Below are 22,910 nucleotides of genomic sequence, written 5' to 3'. Positions count from 1 at the left end.
CCTGTGCTCAGGGCTCAGGGCTTGTTTTCCTCGACCTGGCATACGCGATTACGACCACGCTCCTTGGCCATATAGAGCGCCATGTCAGCGCGATTGACGGTCTGGTCGATCGGTTCGCTATCGTCGAAATTACTGACGCCGACGCTGATGGTGACGCGGAGCGTCGGTTCTGCCTCGTAAATCTGCTTTTCGGCGATCTCGCTGCGAATTTTTTCGGCGACTACCAAGCCTTCGGCCATCGTGCAGCCGCGCAATATCACCAGAAACTCCTCACCGCCCCAGCGCACGGCAAAATCGGCCTTGCGCAGGTTTTCCTGGAGTAGTTTGGCCACCCCGGCCAACACGATGTCGCCGACCCGATGTCCGAACTGGTCGTTGATGTGCTTGAAATGATCGATATCGGCGAGCAGCACGGTAATCGGCTGCGGAGCGCGGCGATAGGAGGCAATCAGCTTGTCGATCAGGATACCGAAGGCGTGGCGGTTGAGGAGGCCGGTCAATTTGTCCGTCGAGGCCATTTCCTCAATCTTGCGCTGATAACGACCCAGGCTGAGATAGGTCAGGAAAATGACAACCAACGTGACCACGAGACTGATCGCGAGGTTGATATAGAGCGTCTGGCGAATGCCGGCTAGTGCCACATCCTCGTTTTGTTCGACGAACAGGTACCACTTCAGTTCGGGCAGGTAATTGACATTGAGCACATGGCTGTCGCCATCGGTAAACTGATAGGTGCCGGAGCGCGCCTGTAAGATGTGGTCGATCTGCGGCCCGAGGCCGGCCCGGCTACGTAATTCGCTCTGAATGCCTGTCTGGTTGCCAAAAACGACCACCTGTCCCCGCTGATCAACAAAATAAATAGTGCGCCGGAAACGCTTCTGGTATTCCGTAATCAGGTTTCGCACGGCATCCACGGTCAGGCCGATGCCGGTGACGCCGATATATTGGCCGTTGAAATCCGATACGCGGTAGTTAACGAAGATGGTTAGTGCGTCGAGATTGGCCATATCAGTATCGACATTGATCTCGTAGCCTTCCTCCAGGTTGCGAACCCGGAAATACCAGGCATCCCGTGCTTCGTCTTTGGTGACGCGCTTCAATATGCCGTTGCCGGTGTAGTAAATCCTGCTTTTGTCCGAGACAAAAAAGCTGCTGAAGGCCCCGTTTCGTTGTTTGACCTCGGCCAGGAAACGTGACATTTCCGCGACATTGTTTTCGCCTTTTAGCACCCAGTCGCGGAGGAAGGTGTCATGCGCCATGGTTGATGAAATCAGGATGGGGCGTACCAAATCCTTCTGTATTTCCGAATAGATGTTGCTCGCCGTCAAGGGCAGATCCTGGCCGATGATCGCCGATCGGATGGCCGCTTTCGAGACAAAGTAACCAAACAGTGTGGTGGCAAAAAAGCCGGCACTGAGCACGACACTAAGCAGCAGGAGCAAGTGGCGTCGGTCAGTTATATGAGCGTGGCGGATCATCGGGCGATTATGGCGGATGTTGAACACCTGTGTCACCGCTTGGCTCGGGGCGCTATGGGTAGCGAGTGGAGCAAGGCTTTAACTTTGCGACAGAACGTTACAAAAGATGTTGCGCTGCAAGGTAAAATCGTGAAGATGAAATACGAGCCGAAACCCAATGCCTTTTCGATTCCCGTCCGAGTTTATTACGAGGATACGGATGCTGGCGGCGTCGTTTACTACGCCAATTACCTGAAGTTCTTCGAACGTTGCCGTACCGAATGGATGCGCTTTGCCGGCCATGACCAGTCGGCGTTGGCGTCGGAGGCGGGTATCGGCTTTGTGGCACGCAAGGCGAGCTGCGAGTATTTGAAGCCGGCCAGGCTCGATGACGAGCTAGTGGTTGGTCTTGAGGTTGAAAAACTGACCCGTGTCCGTGTTGTTTTCCGCCAGCATGTCCGTCGCGGTGATGTCGAGCTGGTCACCGGCACCGTCGAAATTGCCTGCGTCAATATGTCCACCATGACCCCGTCTGCCATCCCCGATTTTCTGCATCAAAAACTGGAAGCGCTGAAATGAACGTCACCCAGGATATGTCCATCCTCCATCTGATTCTCCAGGCCAGCGCGGTCGTGCAAGCCGTCATGGCATTGCTGGCAGGGGTATCCTTCATGTCTTGGTACTACATTTTCATGAAGCTGATCACGGTCAAGCTGGCCCGCGAAAAGACCGAGATTTTCGAGCGTGATTTCTGGTCTGGTGGTGATCTGAACAACCTCTTCAACAGCGCGGTGAATGATCGTCACCACGCGGGCTCGATGGAACGCATCTTCGAGTCCGGTTTCCGTGAATTTACCAAGCTCAAGGGCCAGAAGAACCTCGACTCCAAAGACATCGTCGACGGCTCTCGCCGCGCCATGCGCGCGACCTATCAGCGCGAGATGGATTCGCTCGAATCACACCTTTCGTTCCTTGCCTCGGTCGGCTCGGTCAGCCCTTACATCGGCCTGTTCGGCACGGTTTGGGGCATCATGCACGCTTTCCGCGGCCTCTCGAATGTCGGTCAGGCCACGCTCGCCTCGGTCGCCCCTGGCATTGCCGAAGCGTTGGTCGCGACCGCAATAGGCCTGTTCGCTGCCATTCCGGCCGTGCTCGCTTACAACCGTTTCTCGCATGACATCGACCGCCTCGCCACGCACTACGAGTCGTTCATGGAGGAGTTTTCCAACATTCTGCAACGGCAGATGCGTTAAGTCATGCGCCAGCGTCGTCTAAAAAGTGAAATCAACGTTGTACCCTACATCGACGTCATGCTGGTCTTGCTCGTCATCTTCATGGTCGCAACGCCGATGATGACTACCGGATCGGTTGACTTGCCCAGCACCGGTACCGCCCCACAAAAGCCGCCGAAATACATCAAGGTGGAAGTAGGCAGCGAAGGCGCGTTGTCGGTCTTTGATGTGAATGGCAAGGCCAGGAAAATAAAGGGCATCAAGGAACTTAAGGGTGAGCTGAATGCCTTGAAAGCGCCTGATGAAAAAATTGCAGTTCTGATCGCCGGCGACAAGGAAACCCAGTACAAGAACGTCATCGAGGTTCTTGACGAGGTGAAGCGAATGGGCTTCGATAAGGTCGGCTTGGAAACCGCCAGCAAATAGCCTTGATGATCCTCGACAAACGCGAAGAGCCTGGCAAGAAATACGCATTGGCGTTCACCGTGATGGTGCACGTCGGGCTGATTGCCGCGCTGTTTCTCGGGGTGCAGTGGAAGAGTAGCCCCCCGGAGGTGATGGAGGTCGAGTTGTGGTCGGCGACGCCAAAGCAGGCGACTTATGTACCGCCGCCTCCGCCGCCACCGCCCGAGGTCAAACCGGAACCGAAGCCAATCCCACGTGTTGAGCCGAAGCCCGAGCCTGTGCTGAAAAAGCCGGATATTGCGATCAAGGAAGAAAAGAAAAAGCCGGAGCCGAAAAAACCGGAACCTAAACCCGAGCCACCCAAGCCGGAACCGAAAAAGCCTGAGCCCAAGAAGCCCGAGCCAAAGCCGGAACTCAAACCGCCACCCAAGGTGCCGGATTTCAGCAAGGAATTGTCGCGTGAAACCGCGGAGCTGAAACCTCGTCCGAATCCGAGTACCCAACACATGGCCAATGCAGCCGCCGCAGAGGCGGAGCAGCGGGCATCGTCGAATAAGCGGGGAATGGCTGATTACGCCAACAAGATTCGTGGCAAGGTACGCGGCAATATCGTCTTGCCGCCTTCAATTCAAGGCAATCCGGAAGCAATTTTTGAAGTCAGCCAGTTGCCGACTGGCGAAGTTTTGAACGTCAGGCTCAAGCATTCCAGTGGCAATCCGGCGCTGGATACTGCGATCGAGCGTGCTATCCGGAAATCCTCACCCTTGCCCAAGCCGGATGACCCCTCGCTATTTAAGCGGGAGCTGGAAATCAAATACAAGCCGTTAGAAGAGTAAAATCGCGCGAATCCTTATGAAAATGAACGAAATGTCCCGAATTTCCCGTCGCATTTTTCTGGCTTTTTCCCTGTTGACCGCAGGAATGGCCTACGCCCAGCTTTCCATCGAGATCACCGGTGCCGGCGCCAGCCGCATTCCGGTGACGATCGTCGATTTTCCGGGTGATCCGGCTGCTTCTCGCGTGATAACCACCACCGTGCGCGCCGATCTTGAACGTAGCGGTCTGTTCAAGCTGATCGACAATGGCGGCCAGGCCTTTGACGAAAGCGCACCTGTCAATTACGCCGACTGGAAAGGCAAGGGTGCTGATGCGCTGGCTGCCGGCAGTATCGGACGCAGTGCCGATGGCCGTATGGAAGCCCGTTTCCGCCTGTACGACACGCAGAAGGCAGTGTCGCTGGGTGGCGCCGCTTATGTCACCAGCAACGTCCAGTTGCGAGCTGCCGGCCATCGCATTGCCGATTTCATCTATGAAAAGCTGACCGGCGAAAAAGGCGTCTTCTCGACGCGCATCGCCTATGTCGTGAAGTCGCGTGGCCAATTCCTGCTGCAGATCGCCGATTCGGATGGTCAGAATGCAGCGACGGCGCTGACCTCCTCCGAGCCGATCATTTCGCCGGTCTGGTCGCCTGATGGCGGCCGCCTGGCCTACGTTTCCTTCGAGAAGAAGAAGCCGGTGGTCTATGTCCATTCATTGTCGTCCGGGCAGCGTCACATTGTGGCCAATTTCAAGGGCTCCAACTCGGCGCCGGGCTGGTCACCTGATGGTCGCAAGCTGGCGGTTGTGCTATCCAAGGACGGATTTTCGCAGCTCTACTCGGTCAATGCAGATGGTAGTGGCCTGCAGCGCATCACTCAATCCTCCGGCATTGATACCGAGCCGCGTTATTCGGCGGATGGGGGAACCATCTATTTCACCTCGGATCGTGGCGGTAGCCCGCAGATTTATCAGATTGGCGCCAGCGGCGGTGAGGTCCGACGCGTCACCTTCGAAGGTAGCTACAATGTCTCGCCGCGGCCGTCGCCGGATGGCAAGAGCATCGCATTCATCAGCCGCCGCGAAGGCCGCTTCCAGCTCGCAGTCATGGATCTGGCCAGCCGCCAAGTCCAGGTGCTGAGTGATTCCAACAAGGACGAATCTCCCAGTTTCGCCCCGAATAGCCGCATGATCCTGATCGCTACTGAAGTCGGCGGGCGCGGCGTACTATCGGCTGTCTCCAGCGATGGCAGGATCAAACAACGCCTCTCGGTGGCTGCCGGCGATGTCCGGGAACCGGCCTGGGGCCCGTACTACCAATAATCCACTTATCCATCGGAGAACTTTGTGAAAAAACTGCTGATACCCGCCCTGCTGTCTGCCTTGCTGGCTGCCTGTTCCACCACCCCGCTGCCGGAAGACAGCAATGGCGCCCCGGTCGAATCCCGTAGTGGTGCTACCACGGGCGTCGCCCCGGTCAAGGCCGGTGGTCTTGATGCCAGCGGCTTGCCGCGCGAACTGACCGATCCGTCCAGCAAGCTGTCGCAACGCAGCATCTACTTTGATCTCGACAAGTATGAAGTTCGTGATGATTACAAGGATCTGGTCGCCGCGCACGCCAAGTATCTGGTCGCCAACAAGGGCTTCAAAGTGCTGATCCAGGGTAATACCGACGAGCGTGGCAGCCGCGAATACAACCTGTCGCTCGGCCAGAAGCGGGCCGAAGCCGTCAAGCGTTCGCTCAGCCTGCTCGGCGTTCAGGAAGCCCAGATTGAATCGGTCAGCCTCGGCGAAGAAAAGCCGAAGAACGCCGGTCACGACGAAGCTGCCTGGTCTGAAAACCGCCGTGCCGATATCCTTTACAAGGCTGCTGACGGCCGCGGCGAGTTCTAAGCATCATGCGCCCGGTTCGAATCGCACTTCTGATCGCCGCGCTAGGGGCCGTTCAGGCCCACGCCGGTGTTTTTGACGACGAAGAAGCGCGCCGCCAGGTGACTGATCTGAGGATCAAGACAGAGGCGCGATTCGACCAGCAGGCCAAGGCACAGCTGGATCTGGCAGGCCAGATCCAGCGCCAGGTTGAAGAGATTGCCCGCCTGCGGGGTCAGATCGAAACGCTCAATTACGAGCTGGACACCGCCAAAAAACGCCAGCAGGATTTCTATCTCGATCTTGACACTCGCCTGCGCAAGTTTGAGACGGCCGCTAGCTCGAGTGCTGCGGTCAACCCGGAAAATTCGCCAAATTCGAAACCGGCGATTGATCCGGCCCGGGAAAATCAGGACTACGAAGCAGCCCTGAACCAGTTCAAGGCAGGCAAGTACAAGGAAGCAGCGACCAGTTTTGGCGGCTTCGTCCAGAAATATCCGGACAGTTCGCTGGCGCCCAACGCCCAGTACTGGCTGGGTAATGCCTGGTACGCCCAGCGCGACTGCAAGCGTGCCATCGAGGCGCAAAGCGTCGTCACTACGAAGTATGCCGAGAGCCAGAAAGCGCCGGATGCCTGGCTGGCAATTGCTACCTGCCAGCAGGAAATGGGTAATTCGAAGGGCGCCAAACATTCGCTGGAAACGGTGCTTGCCAAATACCCGAGTGCGCCTGCTGCTGAAACAGCTCGCCAGCGATTGAAGAAGAAATAATTGGCCCTACGCCTTACCGAGATTTTTTACTCCCTGCAGGGCGAGGCATCGCGCGCGGGGTTGCCGACCGTGTTTGTCCGCCTGACTGGTTGCCCGTTGCGTTGTACGTGGTGTGACACCACCTACAGTTTTACCGGGGGCGAGCCGGCGAGCATTGAATCGGTGCTCGCCGAGGTCGGCAAATATCCGGCCCGCCAGGTTTGCGTGACCGGTGGCGAACCGTTGTCGCAGAAGGATTGCCTGCCGTTGCTGACGGCGCTGTGTGATGCCGGCTACGACGTTTCGCTGGAAACCTCTGGTGCGATTGACGTGGCGGATGTCGACGCGCGTGTCGCGCGGATCATGGATCTGAAAGCGCCCGATTCAGGCGAATCCGCCAGGAACCGCTGGGAAAACCTGGCGGTACTCAATCGACGTGACGAACTCAAGATTGTCATTGCTTCGCGCAGCGATTACGAGTGGGCGCGGGACGTGTTGCGCGAACGCCAGCTTGCCCGGATTTGCTCGGTCCTTTTTTCGCCAGCCCAGGGCTTGATCGAGCCGCAATCGCTGGCTGAATGGATACTCCAGGACGGGCTCGATGTCCGTTTCCAGCTTCAACTGCACAAGTTGCTTTGGGGTAACATGCAGGGAAAATAAGGAATGGAGACGCACGTGGAACGTAATCGCCGAAAGTTTTCCCGCATTGCCTTCCAGAGTGAAGCCAGTCTCTTTTTGCCCGATGGCGAGTATGGTGTCGAAGTGCTCGATCTCTCGCTGCAAGGCGCACTGATCCATCCCAACGCCAACATGTTCGTCAACGTTGGGACCCATGGCACGCTGAAAATTCGTCTGGACGCGCTAGGAACGACGATCCGGATGGAAGCGACTGTCGTACACCACATGGCCAACTACTATGGCTTGGCTTGTCGTGAAATTGATCTGGACAGTGTTACTCACCTGCGGCGTCTGGTTGAGCTGAATTTGGGCAACGAGGCGCTGGCAGAACGCGAATTTTCCCAACTCGCCGAATATTGAACCCGCGTCATATCCGCTGAATTCGTCACTGCACAAGAAAGTTTGATGTGCTCACCGAGAAGCTCTGGATTGGATATTTTCCACGCCTCGGCCGATATGGATGGGATGGATATGCGGCTCACCAGTCTCCCCCTTTTGAGGTAGAAAAGGGATTGTGAACAAGCAGATACCTGCTCGGCTAAGGGCGCTTTTGGGGTATATTCACGCCCCATGAAGAAAGCTGTCGTACTCCTTTCCGGTGGACTCGACTCCGCCACATGCTTGGCTATTGCCCGTAGCCAGGGATTCGAATCCTATTGCCTGTCCTTTAATTATGGGCAACGACACTGCGCAGAACTGGTCGCGGCCGATCGTGTCGTCAAGGCGCTAGGCGCTGCCGAGCATCGCATCGTGAATTTTGGTCTGGCCCAATTCGGAGGCTCGGCGCTGACCGATACCAGTATCGCCGTACCGACCGACGGCGTGCAGCCCGGTATTCCGGTGACCTATGTGCCGGCGCGCAATACCATCATGCTGTCGCTGGCACTGGCCTGGGCGGAGGTGCTGGGCAGCCTGGATATTTTTGTTGGCGTGAATGCCGTGGATTATTCCGGTTATCCGGATTGCCGGCCGGAATACATTGCAGCTTTTGAGACGATGGCCAATCTGGCGACCAAGGCCGGGGTCGAAGGGCACAAGCTTTCCATCCATGCGCCGCTGATCGACTTGTCCAAAACCGAGATCATTCGTACCGGTGCCGCGTTGGGCGTGGATTACAGTCTGACCGTGTCGTGTTATCAGGCCGATGAAGATGGCCGCGCCTGCGGTGTTTGTGATTCCTGTCGCCTGCGAGCCGAAGGCTTTGCCGCCGCCGGATTGCCTGACCCGACGATCTATCGATCCTGAGTATGGAAACAGCTGTTTCCGCCAATTTGATCCTCTGGCTGGCGTTTGCCATTGGTTGCATCTTTGGCGGCATCGGCCAGAAGACCCATTTCTGCACCATGGGGGCGGTCTCCGACATCGTTAACATGAGCGACTGGAATCGCATGCGGATGTGGCTGCTGGCCATTGGCATCGCCATTCTGGGTGCCGCAGCGCTGCACCTTGGCGGACTGATCGATCTCGGCAAGTCGATTTATCGCACGCCAAATTTTACCTGGCTCTCGTACATCGTGGGCGGCGCAACATTTGGCGTCGGCATGGTGCTCGCCTCCGGTTGCGGCTCGAAGACACTGATTCGCATCGGTGGTGGCAACCTGAAATCGCTGGTGGTCTTTGTCGTACTCGGGGTGGTTGCCTATATGACAATGCGCGGTATCTTCGGCGTATTTCGGGTTAACGTGCTGCAAAAAGCGGCGATTATTCTTCCAGGCGGACAGGACGTTCCGGCGTTGCTGAGCGCGGCCGGTTTTGATCCGGGGATGGCTTTCCGTTTTTCGGTTTTGGCCATCGGTGGCGGGTTGACCGCAGCATGTCTGCTCAAACGTGATTTCCGGACCTTCGACAACCTCCTCGCGGGATTGGGGATCGGGCTGACCATCGTTGCCGCATGGTACGTCAGCGGTCACCTCGGTTATATCGCCGAGCATCCGGAAACACTGGAGGAAGCCTTTCTCGCAACCAATAGCGGACGCATGGAGGCGTTGAGTTTTGTCGCACCCCAGGCGTACGCGCTGGAATTGCTGATGCTGTGGTCAGACACCAGCCGCACGATGAGTTTTGGCATTGCTACTGCACTGGGCGTAGTTGCCGGCTCATTTGCTTGGTCGGTGCTGAGCGGTAATTTTCGCTGGGAAGGTTTTGTCAGTGTCGAAGACACCGCCAGTCATTTGATGGGTGCAGCGCTGATGGGCTTTGGCGGGGTGGTGGCCATGGGTTGTACGGTTGGCCAGGGGATCAGCGGCATCTCTACGCTGGCGTTGGGGTCGATCATTACCTTTCTGGCCATCGTACTCGGGGCAGCAACCATGCTGAAGTTCCAGTACTGGCGCCTGATGCGCTAGGCCTAAGGCTTCTCGTTTTCCTTGAGCTTGGCGATGACCAGCGGGAAGGCGCCCGAGCCAATCAGGGCAATTGCCGACACAATGAACGCTAGGCCGGCCATAGGGTCGTCCAATACCGGGTGCAGGCTGGCACCGAATCCGGCCAGACTGATAATTCCCGGAATTGCGCAAAGAATGCCCAGCAGGGTCAGGGCAACGAAGGAAAATGGGTAGCGGCTCATTGGCTGACTTTGAAGGTGGGTCTACTTCGGCCCAATAAGGCGCATTTTAGCGCTGATGCAAATGCAGTGAGCAGATTCGGCTTGTCCTTGCTGGAACATGCTCGGTGCGAACCATCTGCGGTTTTCATGTTCTGATCTTGGGCTAGCCGGCATGCCATTTGCTGCAAGCTGGCACAGCCCCAATCCTTTGCCAGAAACCCGACACAATGAACGCCCCTGAATCCCTCCCGAATGATCTGCCTGTTTTTGACAACAGCTTTGCTGCGCTGCCCGACGCTTTTTATACCCGACTGAATCCGCAGCCACTGCGTAACCCGCACGTTGTTGCGGTGAGCGATGAAGTGGCCGGCATGCTCGGCCTGCCGGCCAGCTTTCTCGATAGTCCGCAGTTCGCCGAAATTTTTGCCGGCAATCAATTGATGCCCGGTAGCGAGCCGCTGGCTGCGGTTTACTCTGGCCATCAGTTCGGCATCTGGGCGGGTCAGTTGGGTGATGGCCGGGCGCATTTGCTGGGCGGCCTGCGCAATGGGCTTGGACATTGGGAAATCCAGCTCAAGGGGGCCGGGCGCACCCCGTATTCGCGGGGGGCGGATGGACGAGCCGTATTGCGTTCCTCAATTCGTGAATTTCTGTGTTCGGAGGCCATGGCCGGATTGGGCGTGCCGACGACCCGCGCGTTGTGCGTCATCGGCGCCGATCAGCCGGTGCGCCGCGAAGAAATTGAAACAGCGGCGGTGGTGGCGCGGGTGGCGCCCGGGTTTGTCCGTTTCGGGTCGTTCGAACACTGGGCGTCGCGTGACCGGCATCTTGAATTGCAGCAACTGGCCGACTATGTGATCGACACCTTCCGGCCGGAATGCCGTACCGCAGCGAATCCCTACGATGCGCTATTGCGTGATGTTTCCCGCCGGACCGGCGAGCTGATGGCACACTGGATGGCGGTCGGCTTCATGCATGGCGTGATGAATACGGACAACATGTCCATCCTCGGCCTGACGCTCGACTACGGCCCATTCGGCTTCATGGAAGCCTTCGATGCCGGTCATATCTGCAATCACTCCGATCATCAGGGCCGTTACTCCTACCGCAACCAGCCGCATGTCGGGCAATGGAATCTTTATCGTCTGGCAGATGCCTTTCTGCCGTTGTTGAAGCGTCCGGCGGCTGGCCGGGCGGCCGTTGATGAGACGTATGGTGACGCCTTCGCACTGACTTTCGAGCGCCTGATGTGCGCCAAGCTGGGGCTGCGTGAGACGCTACCCGATGACGAGAATTTCATTGGTGAAACCTTTGGCTTTCTGCAAGAGCATCGCCCGGATTTCACCTTGTTCTTTCGGACCCTGTCCAAGCTATCTGCTGCGGTCAACCCGGAAAATCGCTCAAAATCCGAAAACGCCTTGCGCGACCTGTTTATCGACCGCAGTGCCTGCGATCTCTGGCTGGATGGCTGGCGAGCCAGACTGGCCCGGACCCCGTGGCCTGATGCCGAGCGGCAGGCGTCCATGCTGGCCGCCAACCCCAAGTATGTGTTGCGTAACTGGCTGGCCGAGGCTGCGATCAGAAAGGCGAAGGCAGGTGATTTTTCCGATGTAAAGCGGCTGCTTGCCTGCCTGCGTCGGCCATTTGACGAGCAGCCAGACTGCGAAGATTATGCTGCGCTGCCGCCTGATTGGGCGACTGGTCTAGAGGTTAGCTGTTCCAGCTGAGCGCGCGCGGCTTCGTGGATACGGAGCCACTTCAGCATCACGGCGAACAGCGTGTCCGGATTGACCGGTTTTGCAATGAAGTCGTTCATGCCACCGTCCAGGCAGCGGGCGCGATCTTCGGCAAAGGCATTGGCGGTCATCGCGATGATTGGAATATTCTCATAACCGGGGATTTCACGAATCGCCTGGGTGGCACCGAGGCCGTCAAGTTCGGGCATTTGCATGTCCATCAGGATCAGGTCGTAGTGATCGCGCAATGCCATATCAATGGCCTGCAAGCCATCCGGGGCAATATCCACTGGAAAGCCGAGCGTTACCTGCAGCAGTTCGAGCGCAACTTCCTGATTCACCCAGTCGTCTTCGGCGACCAGGATTCGGCAATTGGAAAACTCGGCCCGCAATGCATCTTCCGCATCGTCACCGCACTGAGGCGTGACGATTGTCCGGGTCGGCGCTATTTCAGCTTGCTGCAGACGAATGGCAAAAGTGAATGCACTGCCCGCGCCGGGGGTGCTGACTACTTGAATTTCGCTGCCCATCAGTCGCACGAGGCGCTGGCAGATGGGCAGGCCCAGACCGGTGCCACCATATTTTCGTGTCGTCGAGCCATCAGCTTGCTCGAACGGGTTGAAGATGCGATCCATCGCCTCTGGGGCAATACCGATGCCGGTATCCCAGACTGAAAGCTCAAGCAGAACGCTGTCTCCACCATTCTCAGCAATGCGCGCCACAACGCGAACTTCGCCGCGCTCTGTGAACTTGATAGCGTTACCGGCAAGGTTGAGCAAAATTTGCTGCAAGCGCAGCGGGTCGCCCAAAAGTCGCATGACCTTGAGGCGCGGGTCGATGTCGAGCACAAAATGCAGGCGGGCGGATTCGGCACGCGGGGCAAGCAGATTCGCCAATTCCTGCGTCAGGGCATCGACCGAGAATGCTGTCCGTTCAAGCGTCATTCGTTCAGCGTCGATCTTGGAGAGGTCAAGGATGTCGTTGAGCAGCTGCAGGAGGTGATTGGCGGCGCCGTCTATCTTGCCCAGCTTGTCGATCTGGCTGCCGTCCAGATTGTTGCGCTTGAGCATGTAGGTCATGCCGATGATCGCATTCATCGGTGTGCGCAGTTCGTGACTCATGTTCGACAGGAAGGTGCTTTTTGCCCGGCTGGCCGCTTCGGCGGCTTCCTTGGCCAATGACAAGGCATGGGTGCGTTCCTGCACGGTATCTTCCAGATGATCGCGCTGATCCGCCAACTGGCGGTCGCGCTCGGCAATCTCGGTGAGCATGGCGTTGAAGGCGTCGCCCAAGCGCCCGATTTCATCATCGGAGTAAATTTTCGCGTGTCTTGAATAGTCTTTCGATTCAGCGACGTATTGGGCTGTATTGGTCAGTGAGCCAAGGGCGGCGAGTATCGAAGCCAGCATCTGGCGGCCGATGGCGAAGGCGATCACGAATGACAGTGCCAAGGCCAGCAGGGAGAGCATCAGGTTCCAGATAATCGCCCGCCAAACGGTGTCCAGGCTGGAGGTGATGGTGACCGTACCAACGACGCCATCTTCCGAACGGATAGGTACGGCCACGGTCACGTTTGACCAGTCGGCATAGACGGCACGTTCGCTATGCGGCTGGTCGCCGAGCGCTACCTGCGCCGGAAGGGTACGGTTGGGTGCATCGAAGTGGTAATGAAAATTCGAGTTGGTGCCGAGCAGACGAACAGTCAATACATCCGGATGCTCTCCAAACGAACTGAGCAATTGCTTGGCGCCCTTGGTATCGTTGAACTCGATGACGGCCGAGGCATTGAAGGCCACCACATCGGCCATGGCGAACAACTCCGTCGTCTTGGCCTGGCGCCGCTGGTCGACCTCACGGACCGCAAAGGTCAGGAAGGACAGCAGGAGGCCAATACCGAGCGAGGCAGCAATCGCCAAGGCAATTCGTTTGCGAATGCTGTGATGCGTACTCAACGCTCAGCTCCGATGACCTTCTGAGCAAGGCGCAACATTTGCGAACTTGGCGTTAGGCCATTTTTTGTGAGGCTTTCGGCATTGACGATGAATTGGACGCGGCCTGTGCTACGGACCAGTTCGATGCCTCCTCCCGCACGGGCAAATCCATCAGTATTGCTGGCGGCGAGTATCGGCATGTTCTGAATCCAGCGCAAAACGACACCAATTCGGGCTTCTTCGATGTCGGGGATGTATACCAGCTGGCAGTTCGACATGTCGTCAGGGCTGTTGGCTCGGCGAATGCGCAACTCTTTGCCGCCCACCGAGCGGCCTTCGTAGCCGGCAAGAAATGGACCCAGAGTATCGCGGCCAAACAGGCAGATTGTCGTTGTTGTACGGTTGCTGGCCGGCCAGTCGACGTACTTCATGAAATTGACAAGATAGGCAGCCTCCAGCTGAGGCTCCGATTCCGGAAAAGCAAATGCGGTCGACACACAGCTTAGCAGTAGCAAGACCAGCCAGCGGACGGGGCGTATTTGCGACAAAAATTGCGTGCGGGCTGGCATGATCAGAACTTCCAGCGCGCCGAAAGGAGCAGCGACGGCTCAATGATCACCGGTGTGGCCGGGACATAATCTGTCACGTATTCAATGCGCCTTGGGCCGACCAGATTACGCCCGGTCAGTGCCAGCTCCAGATCCTTGTTCAGCTTGACGGCGTAGCGCAAATCGAGCGTGACGTAACCGGATACGTGAATCTCGGTGGTGTAAGGGGTCAGTCTTCTGTACAGGCCGGAGGAGCCTCGAATCCAGGCGTCAAATTGCTGGCTGGACGAAATATTCCATTGCGAACGCAAGGAGCCGTAGTGGCGTGGGGTGGAGCGTTCCTCACTCTTGCCTTGTCCTTGTGCGATCAGGTTGGTCGACTCATCCATGTTGACATGGGTGTAGGCGTACGACAATTGCATCCGCCAGATGGGTGTCAGCAACCAGTCAACGCTCAGTTCAGCACCGCTCAGCCAACCGCTGGCGCAGTTGCAGCGATCGATATTTTGATAAGCGAAGGGAATTCCATAAAAAAAGACTGGAAACTGGGTGCTGCCCAAAGTGCCCGATACGATGTCGGAATAGCGATAACGGTAGACTGAAATATCTACGCCAACTTGCGGGGCAAATTGCTTGCGATAGCCAATTTCGAAGCCTTCCATTTTTTCCTGACGCAATGGCTGGCTGCCGGGCTGAGCGCGAATTGCGACGGGAGGAACAAATGGGCTGGTGGGAGCCCGAAAACCCGTCAGCATCGTGATGTCGTATTCGGCGCGCGCGGGCATGCGTGGCGCCTTCGAATATTTTGTCCAGAGCGTATCGCTGCGCGTCGGTGTCCACATCAGCGTGGCATTTGGCGAGAAGGTATTACCGCCCAGATTGGTTTTGTCCCAGCGAGCACCAAGGCCAAGTTGCAATGTATCGTCGATCAGGGTCCAGTTGTCGTGAACGAAGACACCGGTTGTTCGCTGGGTAAATTCGGGTTTGGAAATTTCAACCACATATCTGGCCCACATTTCATCCGAGACCGTTCGATGGCTGGCACCCCATAGCAGATCGTGTGAGGAAAAGGTGTAGCGCCCCTGATAGTCAATATCGAACTGATTGTGGTCTACGTCCAGCGCCCCCTTGAGCTCCGTGGAGGTGCTGGCAATCGAGGCTTGCAGAGAAGACTCAATACCCTGATTGGTCAGCCAGCGATAGCGGACCCCCAAGGTCTGGTTGGATACCTTTTGCGTGACCGGGACGGAAATTAGTACGGAAGGATTGAGTGGATTGGGGGTCAGCGGGTAGAGGTCGCCAACGGATGAACTGCCAGCATTGGCCCAGACGCTGAGATCGCTGCCTGCGGACAGTGCCCGATCAAAGCGAAAATCGACCACGCCATTGCTCAGGCTATCTTCGCTGTAGCGGTCATTGGCCAGTTGCTTGGATGGTTCGGCATGGCGGCCTTGGGCTGAAATTTTCCACGAGGTATCAGCATCGATGTTTCCGCCTGCTCGGGTATAAAGTTGCTTCTGACCATTGGTGCCAATAGTTGTAGAAACCATACCGCCAGATTGCGCGCGGGAATGCCGGCTGATGATGTTGATGACACCGTTGACTGCATTGACGCCCCACATGGCAGCCCCGGCGCCTCGAATAACTTCTATGCGCTCGATGTCTTCAAGTGGAATCGGGTCATATTCCCAGTCGGTGCCCGAGAAAAATGGGTCGTAGACGCTTCGGCCGTCGATCAGCACTTGAAGTTTGTTGGCAAAGCGACCGTTAAAGCCGCGCGCCGTAACGGCATATCGCCCGCTGTCGATCTGCGCTACTTGAATGCCCGGCACCATGCGCAGGACATCGGGCAAGGCCAGTGCGCCGGAGCGGCGGATATCTTCGGCAGTGATCACGAAGGCAGCAGCCGGCACGTTGCTCAGGCTCTGATTGCGTCGGGAAACCGACGAAATTTCGGTTTTGGTCAGGTCTTCGAGACTGAGGTCGTCATCCAGGACGGCTAAAGCATCAGTTGAAAGCACCGCAAGAGCGATGTATGCGATAGCCGCAAAAATTTTTATGTATGACATCGCCATATTTTGTTCTGTCGTAGGCGTGATTGTTTGTAAAGGGCTCTTTACAAAGACAATGGTGACTATGCCATCGAAGTTCAGCTTGTTCAATGCACTATTTCACAAAAACGAACTATGCGGCGTTTGCGCAAGCAAAAACAAAAAAGGCTGGCGAGAAGCTCTCGCCAGCCTTGTCTGGGCGAATCTAGTTTTACTGAACTTGCTGGATACCAGCTAATACCCAGCCGCGACTGTTGTCGGTCGGTTTGGTCATGTGCCAGATTTCGTCGAAAGGCGTTGGTGTCGCACCCTTTTCTTCGCTGATCAGGCCGGTGAAACGGATACTGACGATATAACGGTTAGCTTCTTCGGCGACGTCAAGCACTTCGCCGTTGAGTTGCGCAACGTCGGTTTCCTGCTTGGTGCCATCGCGTTCGCCCATGCCCAGCTTGATTTCAGCGAACATTTCCGGTGAGGTGAATTCGCGGATATCGTCGAGATTACCGGCGTCATTGGATGCCTGCAGGCGAATGAAGTTGACCTTGGCGTTGCGCACGAAGCCTTCAACATCAAAACCGGCCGGGATGTTGCCGCTGCTCGCGCCATTTGCGATCGGTGCTGCCATGGCTGCACCGCCGGGGTTGAAAGAAGCCGGCTCACGTGGGGCGTTGCTGCCGTAGTTGCTGCCGGCGCCAGCATACTGCATGCCGCCTTGCTGAGCAGCAGCGGCCTTCTTGCGCATCAGGAAGCCGAAGAGCATGACAGCTGCCATGATGATCAGGCCGATCATCATGAAGTTGGCCAGGCCTTCACCGAAACCGAAGTGCGATGCCAGGGCGGCCAGACCGATACCGGCGGCCAGACCGGCGAGCGGACCCATCCAGGAGCGCTTGGGTTGCGCTTGCGGGGCTGCTGCGCCAGCCTGGTGCGGAGCCGGGGTTGGTGCAGCGTTGGTCGACTTGCTCGGGGCAACGGACTGGCGCTGCATGCCGTAAGAGCTGCCGCCGCCAAGACGCTTGGCTTCGGCATCGCCGATTTGCAAGGTGAAGCCGAGCACGAGTGCGGCGGCCATCAATACGAAATTCTTCATGCATGTCTCCGTGTGGGAAAGTTACAAGTCGTAGTGTACCCGCTTCCCATTGCAGAAAAACCAGCTATTTCTTGTATTAGTCTTCGTATTATTCGAACTATTTTGGTCGCATGAAAAGGCTGGCTGTGGCCGCTGGATTGCTTGGAAAGTAGAAATGGACGTAGGAGGCAGTCAGTCGATCCTGGCGATAGATGGCTTCGCCTTCGCTTCCCTTGGCTGTTTGAGCACGGAGCAGTGGCGTGAGCGTGGTTTCGCTCTTCGAGTAATGAAAGGTATGCCCGGACAGCCGGCCTTCCGGCAATTCAGTAAATTGCGTACCGAGCGCGGCCAGACGTTTTTGCATCACCGAACGCCCCGGTAACAGGCCACCAAAGTGATGGGATGTGCCACTTTTGTCGATGACTTCTTCGAACAGACTCATCATGCCGCCGCATTCGGCGAGCAGGGGTTTGCCTGCGGCGACGTGGGCTTTCAGTGCTTGCCAGAGGCCAGTGTGCTTGCCAAGGGTGTCGCCGTGAAGTTCCGGATAGCCGCCAGGGAGCCAAACGGCATCGCAATCGGGCAATGGATTGCCGGCGACCGGCGAAAAGAAGCACAGCTCGGCACCGAGCGCCGCCAGCGTTTCCAGATTGGCCGGGTAGATGAATCCATAAGCGGCATCGCGGGCGATGGCGATGCGCTGGCCGGCAAGTGCTGGCGCAATGAGCGGCACCGGTAAAGTGTCGAAATTGACGGGTTTTGGCAGGTCGACCGTAGCACTCGCCGCCAAGGCATCGGCCAAGGCGTCGAGACGGGCTTCGAGGTCGGTGATTTCGGCCGCCTGCAGCAATCCCAGATGACGTTCGGGCAGGCTGTCGTTGCTTTTGGGCAGAGCGCCGAACCAGCCCATGCCGGCGGGTAGGCTGTCGCGCAACATCTTGATATGCCCTTCGCTGGCGGCGCGATTGGCTAGCACTCCGGCAAATGGCAGTTCGGGTCGATAGGTGGCGAGGCCGTGGGCAATCGCGCCGAAGGTCTGGGCCATGGCTCCAGCGTCGATCAAGGCCATCACCGGAATGCCGAAGCGGAGGGCGAGGTCGGCGGCCGAGGGTTGGCCGTCGAACAGGCCCATGACCCCTTCGATCAGGATCAGATCGGATTCCTGCGCGGCTCGGGCCAGCCGCCAGCGCGCATCGTTTTCACCACACATGCCGAGATCGAGGTTCTGGCAAGGGCGGCCGCTGGCCACGGTGTGAATCTGCGGATCGAGAAAATCCGGACCGCATTTGAAGACGGTGACTTGTCTACCCTGACGGCTGTGCAGGCGGGCCAGCGCGGCGGTGACCGTAGTCTTGCCCTGGCTGGAGGCGGGGGCGGCGATGAGCAGTGCCGGGCAGGACGGCATCAGAATTCGAGTCCTGGCATGGCCTTGATGCCGTTTTGGAAGGCGTGTTTCTCCATGCCGATGTCGCTGACCGTGTCAGCAGCTTCGCGCAGGCCTTGCGGCGCGGCGCGGCCGGTGATGATGACGTGTTGCATGGTCGGGCGAGCCAGTAGCTTGGCAAGTATGGTGTCCAGGTCGAGCCAGCCGTATTTGAAAGCGTAGGTCATTTCGTCGAGGACGACGAGGCCGATGGCCGGGTCGCTCAGATGGCCGCAGGCAATCTCCCAGGCGGCCTGGGCTGCCTTCGCGTCGCGTTCCTTGTCCTGGGTTTCCCAGGTGAAGCCTTCGCCGCCGACATGCCAGGCGACATTCGGTTGCAGACGGAAAAATGCTTCCTCGCCGGTATCCGAACGGCCTTTGACGAACTGGACGACGCCGACCTTGAGGCCATGCCCGAGAGCACGCGCGACGACGCCAAACGCTGCACTCGATTTGCCCTTGCCGTTGCCGGTATTGACCACCAGCACGCCTCGTTCTTCCTGTGCCGCGTCGATCTTGCTATCGACGACAGCCTTTTTCCTTTGCATGCGTTCTTCGTGGGTAACGGTCATGATTTTCTCTGAAAAAATTGATTAAAAGGGGTGGAAGCCGACTGCTACGGTCAACCGGAAAAATCGGCCAAATTTGAAATTTTATTATTTCGGAATAAAGCAGCGATGGCCGCGATCTTCGATCTGACGCAGGCCATAGCCGTAAAGTTCGGATAGCGTTTCGGCCGTCAGAATGGCATCGACCGTACCTGACTCGGTGCGGCCATCGCCATAAACCAGCAGTGCCCGGTCGCAGAAACGATGGGCCAGGGCCGGATCGTGCAGGACCATGATGACCCCGGCACCGCAGTCGCGAGCGGCGCCGGCAAAGAGTTCTAGCACAGCCATCTGGTGATTGAGGTCAAGATGCGACAGGGGTTCATCAAGCAGGTAAAGCGGCGCCGCCTGGGTCAGCAGCGTGGCAATCGCCAGCCGCTGCCGTTCGCCGCCGGACAAAGTATGGACCTGGCGTGACTCCATGCCTTCCAGACCGACCGCCTTGATTGCGCTGCGCGCCAGTTCGGCGTCGCGCGTCGACTCCCAGTCCCAGCGCCCGAGGTGTGGATGGCGTCCGGTCAGGGCCGTTTCGAGCACGCTTGAACCGAAGGGATCGTTTTGAAATTGCCCCAGCCAGGCGCGGCGCAGGGCAGCCTGTCGGGCCGGCAGCAAGGCAGCGTCCTCGCCATCCAGCAACACCGCACCGGCCGCCGGTGGACGCAGGCCGGCCAGCGTCGACAACAGCGTCGATTTGCCCGCGCCATTGCGTCCGAGAATGGCAATTCGTTCCCCGCTGGCCACCCGCAGGTTGACCTGGTTGACGACCGCTTTGCCGCCGATTTCAACGGCCAGTTGTCGGGCTTCGAGCAGTGCCTGGGTCATTTCGGCTGCCTGGAGAGCAGGAAGAGAAAGACAGGAACGCCGATCAGTGCCGTCAGCACCCCCACGGGCAACTGCTGCGGCGCCAGTAGCGTACGGGCCAGGGTGTCGGCCAGCACCAATAACGAGCCGCCTGCCAGTACCGAAGCCGGCAGCAGCAGACGTTGATCGTTGCCGGTGGCCAGTCGCACCAGGTGCGGCACGACCAGACCGACAAAGCCGATGGAGCCGGCCGTCGTCACCGATGCCGCAGTGGCCAGTGAAGCGAGAAGGTAGATGGCGTAACGCAAGCGGCCAACCGCCACGCCCAAGGCTTGCGCCTGCATCAGTCCGCGGGACAGCAGATTCAGCTCTCGGGCAAAAGGCATGGCCAGCGCCAGCGCAATGACCAGCGCAGCCAAGGCCGGCCACCATTGTGCGCTTTGGCCGAGGTCGCCCATCAGCCAGAACAACATGCCGCGCAGCTTGTGCTCCTCGGCAATGGTCAGCATCAACGCGACCAGCGCACCGCAACCGGCGGCGACGATTACACCGGTCAGCAACAGGCGGGTTTGCGTCCAGCTTCCGTCCCCGTGCGCCAGCCCGAAGACCAGCAGCATTGCCGCAAAGGCACCGATAAAAGCCAGCCCATCAACACCGAGTACCGGCAGTCCGAGCAGCATGGCGAACATCGCACCAACGCCGGCACCCCCGGAAATACCCAGCACGTACGGGTCAGCCAACGGATTACGCAGCAAAACCTGCATCAGGGCGCCGGCCAGTGCCAGCAGCCCGCCACAGGCAAAACCGGCCACGGCGCGCGGCAAGCGCAGTTGCAATACCACATCACCTGCCCCGCCCTCCTGTCCCAGCAAGGCGGCAAGCACTTCGGCATAGGAAATCTTGAAACTGCCCACCGTCAGCGCCAGCCAGAAGCTCGCCACGGCCAGAAGGCAGAGGCTGGCGAGAATCAGGAGGGCACGTTGGCGGGTTGGCATTTACTTGAAGTCGTAGCGGGCGGAAACGAAAACGGCACGGCCGTCAGCCGGATAGTAGTAATAGTCGCTTTTGAGTGGGGAATACAGTGCGAACGGGGCGTAGTGCTTGTCGGTGAGATTGAGAACGCGAGCCGAGACGGTCATTGGGCCGACTTTCCAATCAGCAACGAGATCGAGCGTTGTATACCCGGAAAGCATTTTGAGTTGGTTGGCATAATCGCCACTAAAGCGGCGGTCGCCGATGTAGTTGGCCGACAAGCCATAGTTGCCAATTTGACCACCTTGCCAGTTGATGCGGAACGAAGCCTTGTTGTTCGGCACCATGGGCACCGATTTGTCCTGATAAACCCCGTCGCGGAATTTGGCATCGGTATAGGTATAGGCGAACTGGGTTTTCAGGCTCGATGTCATTCGCCAGGCAATTTCTGTTTCCACGCCGCGCCGCCGTGTCGGGTCAAAATTGATATTCGCCCCTTGGGCGCCGTCGTAACCGATCTCGTCCTTGAGGTCCATCTGAAAGGCCGCAAGCTGCACCGAAAGCGGGCCGAAGGCGACGCTGCCGCCAAGTTCACCGATGGTCCCGTGTTGTGGTTGGAGATTGCCGGCAAACACCGGATTCCCGGTCAGGGAGTCATAGCCGAACAGTTCATCCGTATTGGCAAAGCGGAATGTGGTGCCGAACTTCCCGTAAACACGCCAGTCACTCGTTCGATATACCAGACCCGCATCCACGGCGCTCCGCGTATGCTCGCTTCTACCGGACAGGGCCGGCATGAGCCACGCCGGGTAGGCGTCCTGATCGGCGGTTTGCTTTACTCTCTGGGTGCGTCCGCCCAGGGTCATTGTCAGGCGGTCGGTCAGTCCCGTCGTGTTCTGCAGATAGACGGCAGAACTGTCCTGCTCGGCCCGATTGTTGGCATACGACGAGTAACTGTTGGTGACATCGCCGGAATAGTAGTCAGCACCAAGGACGCTCTCGCTCTTCAGTGCGCCCAAACCATGCGCCCAGCGAATACGCGGTGTTACCGACACCATGTTGCGCTGGCGATCGGAGGTGCTGCCGAATGAAACACTATCAAAGTGTTGCTCGGCATGGTCTAAAGCGACTTCGGCTTCAAGACGCAAGGTCCCACTTAATTGAACAGCAACACCCGGACGTAGCCGGTAGCCTTCCTTACGCTGGGTATCGAACGGATTTCTGGCCTGCTTCGGGTCCGTCCGGTAGGCATTCTCGGCGATGGATCCGGGGGTGCCGGTGCTTTCATTGAACAGGGCGAAATCGGTAAAAATCTCGGCACGGGAGAACGCCCAGCCCAGCCGTCCGGCTATGGATGCCTGATCCGCTTGGTTATTCTTTCGCCAACCGTCGGTGGCACCATAATGGGCCTTCAGGCTGCCATATCCCGCATTTCCGCCGTAAGAGATTTCGCCGTCTGCGCTACGCGAGTTGAAGCTGCCAACGCCGACCGAGGCGGACGCTGCTGTGCGCGCCGACTTGTCCGTCACGATATTAATGACGCCGCCTGTTGCTCGGTCACCATAGAGTACCGACCCGGCACCGCGCATGATTTCGATTCGCTCGATGCTGGCGAGCGGAATGATTGACCAGTCGATGCCACTCATGTCGAGCGGATTCATGCGCTGACCGTCAATCAGGATCAAGGTATTGTTGCCTGCCGTATCGCCAAAGCCGCGAAGGTCGACAGTGGCATCAATGCCCAAGCTGCCATAGAGCGGCGAAACCATGACGCCGGCACTGTTCTGCAACAGGTCAGGAATATTGCGAGCCGGTGAGGTTCGGATATCTTCCCGGGAAATGATGGTTACGTTTCCGGGGACTGCAGGTGCTTGTTCGGCAAAGCGGGTTGCCGTCACCACGACCTGATCGAGTTGCGCTTCCGCTTGTGCCAGGGTGGCGGAAAGGGCGAGTGCCGGCAGAATAGCCAGCGGCTTTAAACGTGGATGCATGATTTTCCCTTTTTCCCGGCGGGCGTCCC

Annotated in this window: 23 protein-coding genes; 12 read left to right on the top strand and 11 right to left on the bottom strand. The window is 58.0% G+C overall.

Going from position 1 to position 22,910, the window contains the following annotated elements:
* Positions 1–14 precede the first annotated feature (14 nt).
* Positions 15–1,478, bottom strand: coding sequence for a GGDEF domain-containing protein (locus IPJ12_08810; GenBank protein ID MBK7647243.1), 1,464 nt, complete (start codon positions 1,476–1,478; stop codon positions 15–17).
* Positions 1,479–1,613: 135 nt separating this feature from the next.
* On the opposite strand from IPJ12_08810, the gene ybgC reads away from it, so the two are divergent.
* The 11 genes from ybgC to IPJ12_08755 all read left to right on the top strand — a co-directional run bounded on the left by ybgC (position 1,614) and on the right by IPJ12_08755 (position 9,551).
* Positions 1,614–2,036 (top strand): tol-pal system-associated acyl-CoA thioesterase, encoded by a 423-nt coding sequence (gene ybgC / locus IPJ12_08805; GenBank protein MBK7647242.1) that lies wholly within the window; start codon positions 1,614–1,616, stop codon positions 2,034–2,036.
* Entirely contained in the window at positions 2,033–2,710 is a 678-nt protein-coding gene (gene tolQ, locus IPJ12_08800; protein MBK7647241.1) for a protein TolQ, read from the top strand. The genes ybgC and tolQ overlap by 4 nt, the downstream gene beginning before the upstream one ends.
* A 3-nt stretch (positions 2,711–2,713) precedes the next feature.
* Positions 2,714–3,115, top strand: a complete 402-nt coding sequence (locus IPJ12_08795; GenBank protein ID MBK7647240.1) for an ExbD/TolR family protein — start codon at positions 2,714–2,716, stop codon at positions 3,113–3,115.
* A gap of 5 nt (positions 3,116–3,120) precedes the next feature.
* On the top strand, positions 3,121–3,930 hold the full coding sequence (locus tag IPJ12_08790) for a TonB C-terminal domain-containing protein (GenBank protein MBK7647239.1): 810 nt from the start codon (positions 3,121–3,123) through the stop codon (positions 3,928–3,930).
* Between the two features lie 31 nt (positions 3,931–3,961).
* The gene (gene tolB / locus IPJ12_08785) at positions 3,962–5,233 is read left to right on the top strand and encodes a Tol-Pal system protein TolB (protein MBK7647238.1); all 1,272 of its coding nucleotides are present in this window, start codon (positions 3,962–3,964) and stop codon (positions 5,231–5,233) included.
* Between the two features lie 24 nt (positions 5,234–5,257).
* On the top strand, positions 5,258–5,803 hold the full coding sequence (gene pal, locus IPJ12_08780; protein MBK7647237.1) for a peptidoglycan-associated lipoprotein Pal: 546 nt from the start codon (positions 5,258–5,260) through the stop codon (positions 5,801–5,803).
* A 5-nt stretch (positions 5,804–5,808) separates the two neighbouring features.
* Complete coding sequence (ybgF, locus tag IPJ12_08775; protein MBK7647236.1) at positions 5,809–6,549, top strand: tol-pal system protein YbgF; 741 nt, start codon at positions 5,809–5,811, stop codon at positions 6,547–6,549.
* Complete coding sequence (gene queE, locus IPJ12_08770; protein ID MBK7647235.1) at positions 6,550–7,188, top strand: 7-carboxy-7-deazaguanine synthase QueE; 639 nt, start codon at positions 6,550–6,552, stop codon at positions 7,186–7,188.
* A gap of 15 nt (positions 7,189–7,203) precedes the next feature.
* Positions 7,204–7,566 carry a PilZ domain-containing protein gene (locus IPJ12_08765; GenBank protein ID MBK7647234.1) on the top strand — a complete coding sequence of 121 codons (363 nt, stop codon included), beginning with the start codon at positions 7,204–7,206 and terminating at the stop codon, positions 7,564–7,566.
* Between the two features lie 210 nt (positions 7,567–7,776).
* Positions 7,777–8,451: a 7-cyano-7-deazaguanine synthase QueC gene (gene queC, locus IPJ12_08760; GenBank protein MBK7647233.1), complete on the top strand. Its 675-nt coding sequence runs from the start codon at positions 7,777–7,779 to the stop codon at positions 8,449–8,451.
* A gap of 2 nt (positions 8,452–8,453) precedes the next feature.
* On the top strand, positions 8,454–9,551 hold the full coding sequence (locus IPJ12_08755) for a YeeE/YedE family protein (protein ID MBK7647232.1): 1,098 nt from the start codon (positions 8,454–8,456) through the stop codon (positions 9,549–9,551).
* 2 nt (positions 9,552–9,553) lie between these two features.
* Here IPJ12_08755 and IPJ12_08750 read toward each other — a convergent pair whose 3' ends face one another.
* Positions 9,554–9,772: a hypothetical protein gene (locus tag IPJ12_08750; GenBank protein ID MBK7647231.1), complete on the bottom strand. Its 219-nt coding sequence runs from the start codon at positions 9,770–9,772 to the stop codon at positions 9,554–9,556.
* 206 nt (positions 9,773–9,978) lie between these two features.
* Between IPJ12_08750 and IPJ12_08745 the strand changes: the two genes are divergently transcribed.
* Positions 9,979–11,478, top strand: coding sequence for a YdiU family protein (locus tag IPJ12_08745; GenBank protein MBK7647230.1), 1,500 nt, complete (start codon positions 9,979–9,981; stop codon positions 11,476–11,478).
* Here IPJ12_08745 and IPJ12_08740 read toward each other — a convergent pair.
* The 9 genes from IPJ12_08740 to IPJ12_08700 all read right to left on the bottom strand — a co-directional run bounded on the left by IPJ12_08740 (position 11,421) and on the right by IPJ12_08700 (position 22,881).
* Positions 11,421–13,439: a response regulator gene (locus tag IPJ12_08740; protein MBK7647229.1), complete on the bottom strand. Its 2,019-nt coding sequence runs from the start codon at positions 13,437–13,439 to the stop codon at positions 11,421–11,423. The two genes, IPJ12_08745 and IPJ12_08740, sit on opposite strands and share 58 nt — an antisense overlap.
* Entirely contained in the window at positions 13,436–13,987 is a 552-nt protein-coding gene (locus tag IPJ12_08735; protein ID MBK7647228.1) for a YfiR family protein, read from the bottom strand. Before IPJ12_08735 ends, IPJ12_08740 begins: the two co-directional genes overlap by 4 nt.
* Before the next feature lie 2 nt (positions 13,988–13,989).
* Positions 13,990–15,987, bottom strand: coding sequence for a TonB-dependent receptor (locus tag IPJ12_08730; GenBank protein MBK7647227.1), 1,998 nt, complete (start codon positions 15,985–15,987; stop codon positions 13,990–13,992).
* A gap of 241 nt (positions 15,988–16,228) precedes the next feature.
* Positions 16,229–17,107 carry a Tim44 domain-containing protein gene (locus IPJ12_08725; protein MBK7647226.1) on the bottom strand — a complete coding sequence of 293 codons (879 nt, stop codon included), beginning with the start codon at positions 17,105–17,107 and terminating at the stop codon, positions 16,229–16,231.
* A gap of 97 nt (positions 17,108–17,204) precedes the next feature.
* Positions 17,205–18,491: a cobyrinate a,c-diamide synthase gene (locus IPJ12_08720; GenBank protein MBK7647225.1), complete on the bottom strand. Its 1,287-nt coding sequence runs from the start codon at positions 18,489–18,491 to the stop codon at positions 17,205–17,207.
* Complete coding sequence (cobO, locus tag IPJ12_08715; protein ID MBK7647224.1) at positions 18,491–19,081, bottom strand: cob(I)yrinic acid a,c-diamide adenosyltransferase; 591 nt, start codon at positions 19,079–19,081, stop codon at positions 18,491–18,493. The genes IPJ12_08720 and cobO overlap by 1 nt, the downstream gene beginning before the upstream one ends.
* 84 nt (positions 19,082–19,165) lie before the next feature.
* Entirely contained in the window at positions 19,166–19,939 is a 774-nt protein-coding gene (locus IPJ12_08710; protein ID MBK7647223.1) for an ABC transporter ATP-binding protein, read from the bottom strand.
* Positions 19,936–20,913 (bottom strand): iron ABC transporter permease, encoded by a 978-nt coding sequence (locus IPJ12_08705; protein MBK7647222.1) that lies wholly within the window; start codon positions 20,911–20,913, stop codon positions 19,936–19,938. The genes IPJ12_08710 and IPJ12_08705 overlap by 4 nt, the downstream gene beginning before the upstream one ends.
* On the bottom strand, positions 20,914–22,881 hold the full coding sequence (locus IPJ12_08700; protein ID MBK7647221.1) for a TonB-dependent receptor: 1,968 nt from the start codon (positions 22,879–22,881) through the stop codon (positions 20,914–20,916).
* Between the last annotated feature and the right edge of the window lie 29 nt (positions 22,882–22,910).

The sequence above is a fragment of the Betaproteobacteria bacterium genome, from assembly GCA_016709965.1.
Taxonomy (GTDB): Bacteria; Pseudomonadota; Gammaproteobacteria; order Burkholderiales; family Rhodocyclaceae; genus Azonexus; species Azonexus amarohabitans.
This window is presented reverse-complemented; position numbering and strand designations above follow the sequence as displayed.

Bases quoted from the DNA above. Each gene is read 5' to 3' on its own strand.
- IPJ12_08810 (MBK7647243.1), bottom strand. From the start codon at position 1,478: ATGATCCGCCACGCTCATATAACTGACCGACGCCACTTGCTCCTGCTG.
- ybgC (MBK7647242.1), top strand. From the start codon at position 1,614: ATGAAATACGAGCCGAAACCCAATGCCTTTTCGATTCCCGTCCGAGTT.
- tolQ (MBK7647241.1), top strand. From the start codon at position 2,033: ATGAACGTCACCCAGGATATGTCCATCCTCCATCTGATTCTCCAGGCC.
- IPJ12_08795 (MBK7647240.1), top strand. From the start codon at position 2,714: ATGCGCCAGCGTCGTCTAAAAAGTGAAATCAACGTTGTACCCTACATC.
- IPJ12_08790 (MBK7647239.1), top strand. From the start codon at position 3,121: ATGATCCTCGACAAACGCGAAGAGCCTGGCAAGAAATACGCATTGGCG.
- tolB (MBK7647238.1), top strand. From the start codon at position 3,962: ATGTCCCGAATTTCCCGTCGCATTTTTCTGGCTTTTTCCCTGTTGACC.
- ybgF (MBK7647236.1), top strand. From the start codon at position 5,809: ATGCGCCCGGTTCGAATCGCACTTCTGATCGCCGCGCTAGGGGCCGTT.
- queC (MBK7647233.1), top strand. From the start codon at position 7,777: ATGAAGAAAGCTGTCGTACTCCTTTCCGGTGGACTCGACTCCGCCACA.
- IPJ12_08755 (MBK7647232.1), top strand. From the start codon at position 8,454: ATGGAAACAGCTGTTTCCGCCAATTTGATCCTCTGGCTGGCGTTTGCC.
- IPJ12_08750 (MBK7647231.1), bottom strand. From the start codon at position 9,772: ATGAGCCGCTACCCATTTTCCTTCGTTGCCCTGACCCTGCTGGGCATT.
- IPJ12_08745 (MBK7647230.1), top strand. From the start codon at position 9,979: ATGAACGCCCCTGAATCCCTCCCGAATGATCTGCCTGTTTTTGACAAC.
- IPJ12_08735 (MBK7647228.1), bottom strand. From the start codon at position 13,987: ATGCCAGCCCGCACGCAATTTTTGTCGCAAATACGCCCCGTCCGCTGG.
- IPJ12_08725 (MBK7647226.1), bottom strand. From the start codon at position 17,107: ATGAAGAATTTCGTATTGATGGCCGCCGCACTCGTGCTCGGCTTCACC.
- IPJ12_08720 (MBK7647225.1), bottom strand. From the start codon at position 18,491: ATGCCGTCCTGCCCGGCACTGCTCATCGCCGCCCCCGCCTCCAGCCAG.
- cobO (MBK7647224.1), bottom strand. From the start codon at position 19,081: ATGACCGTTACCCACGAAGAACGCATGCAAAGGAAAAAGGCTGTCGTC.
- IPJ12_08710 (MBK7647223.1), bottom strand. From the start codon at position 19,939: ATGACCCAGGCACTGCTCGAAGCCCGACAACTGGCCGTTGAAATCGGC.
- IPJ12_08705 (MBK7647222.1), bottom strand. From the start codon at position 20,913: ATGCCAACCCGCCAACGTGCCCTCCTGATTCTCGCCAGCCTCTGCCTT.
- IPJ12_08700 (MBK7647221.1), bottom strand. From the start codon at position 22,881: ATGCATCCACGTTTAAAGCCGCTGGCTATTCTGCCGGCACTCGCCCTT.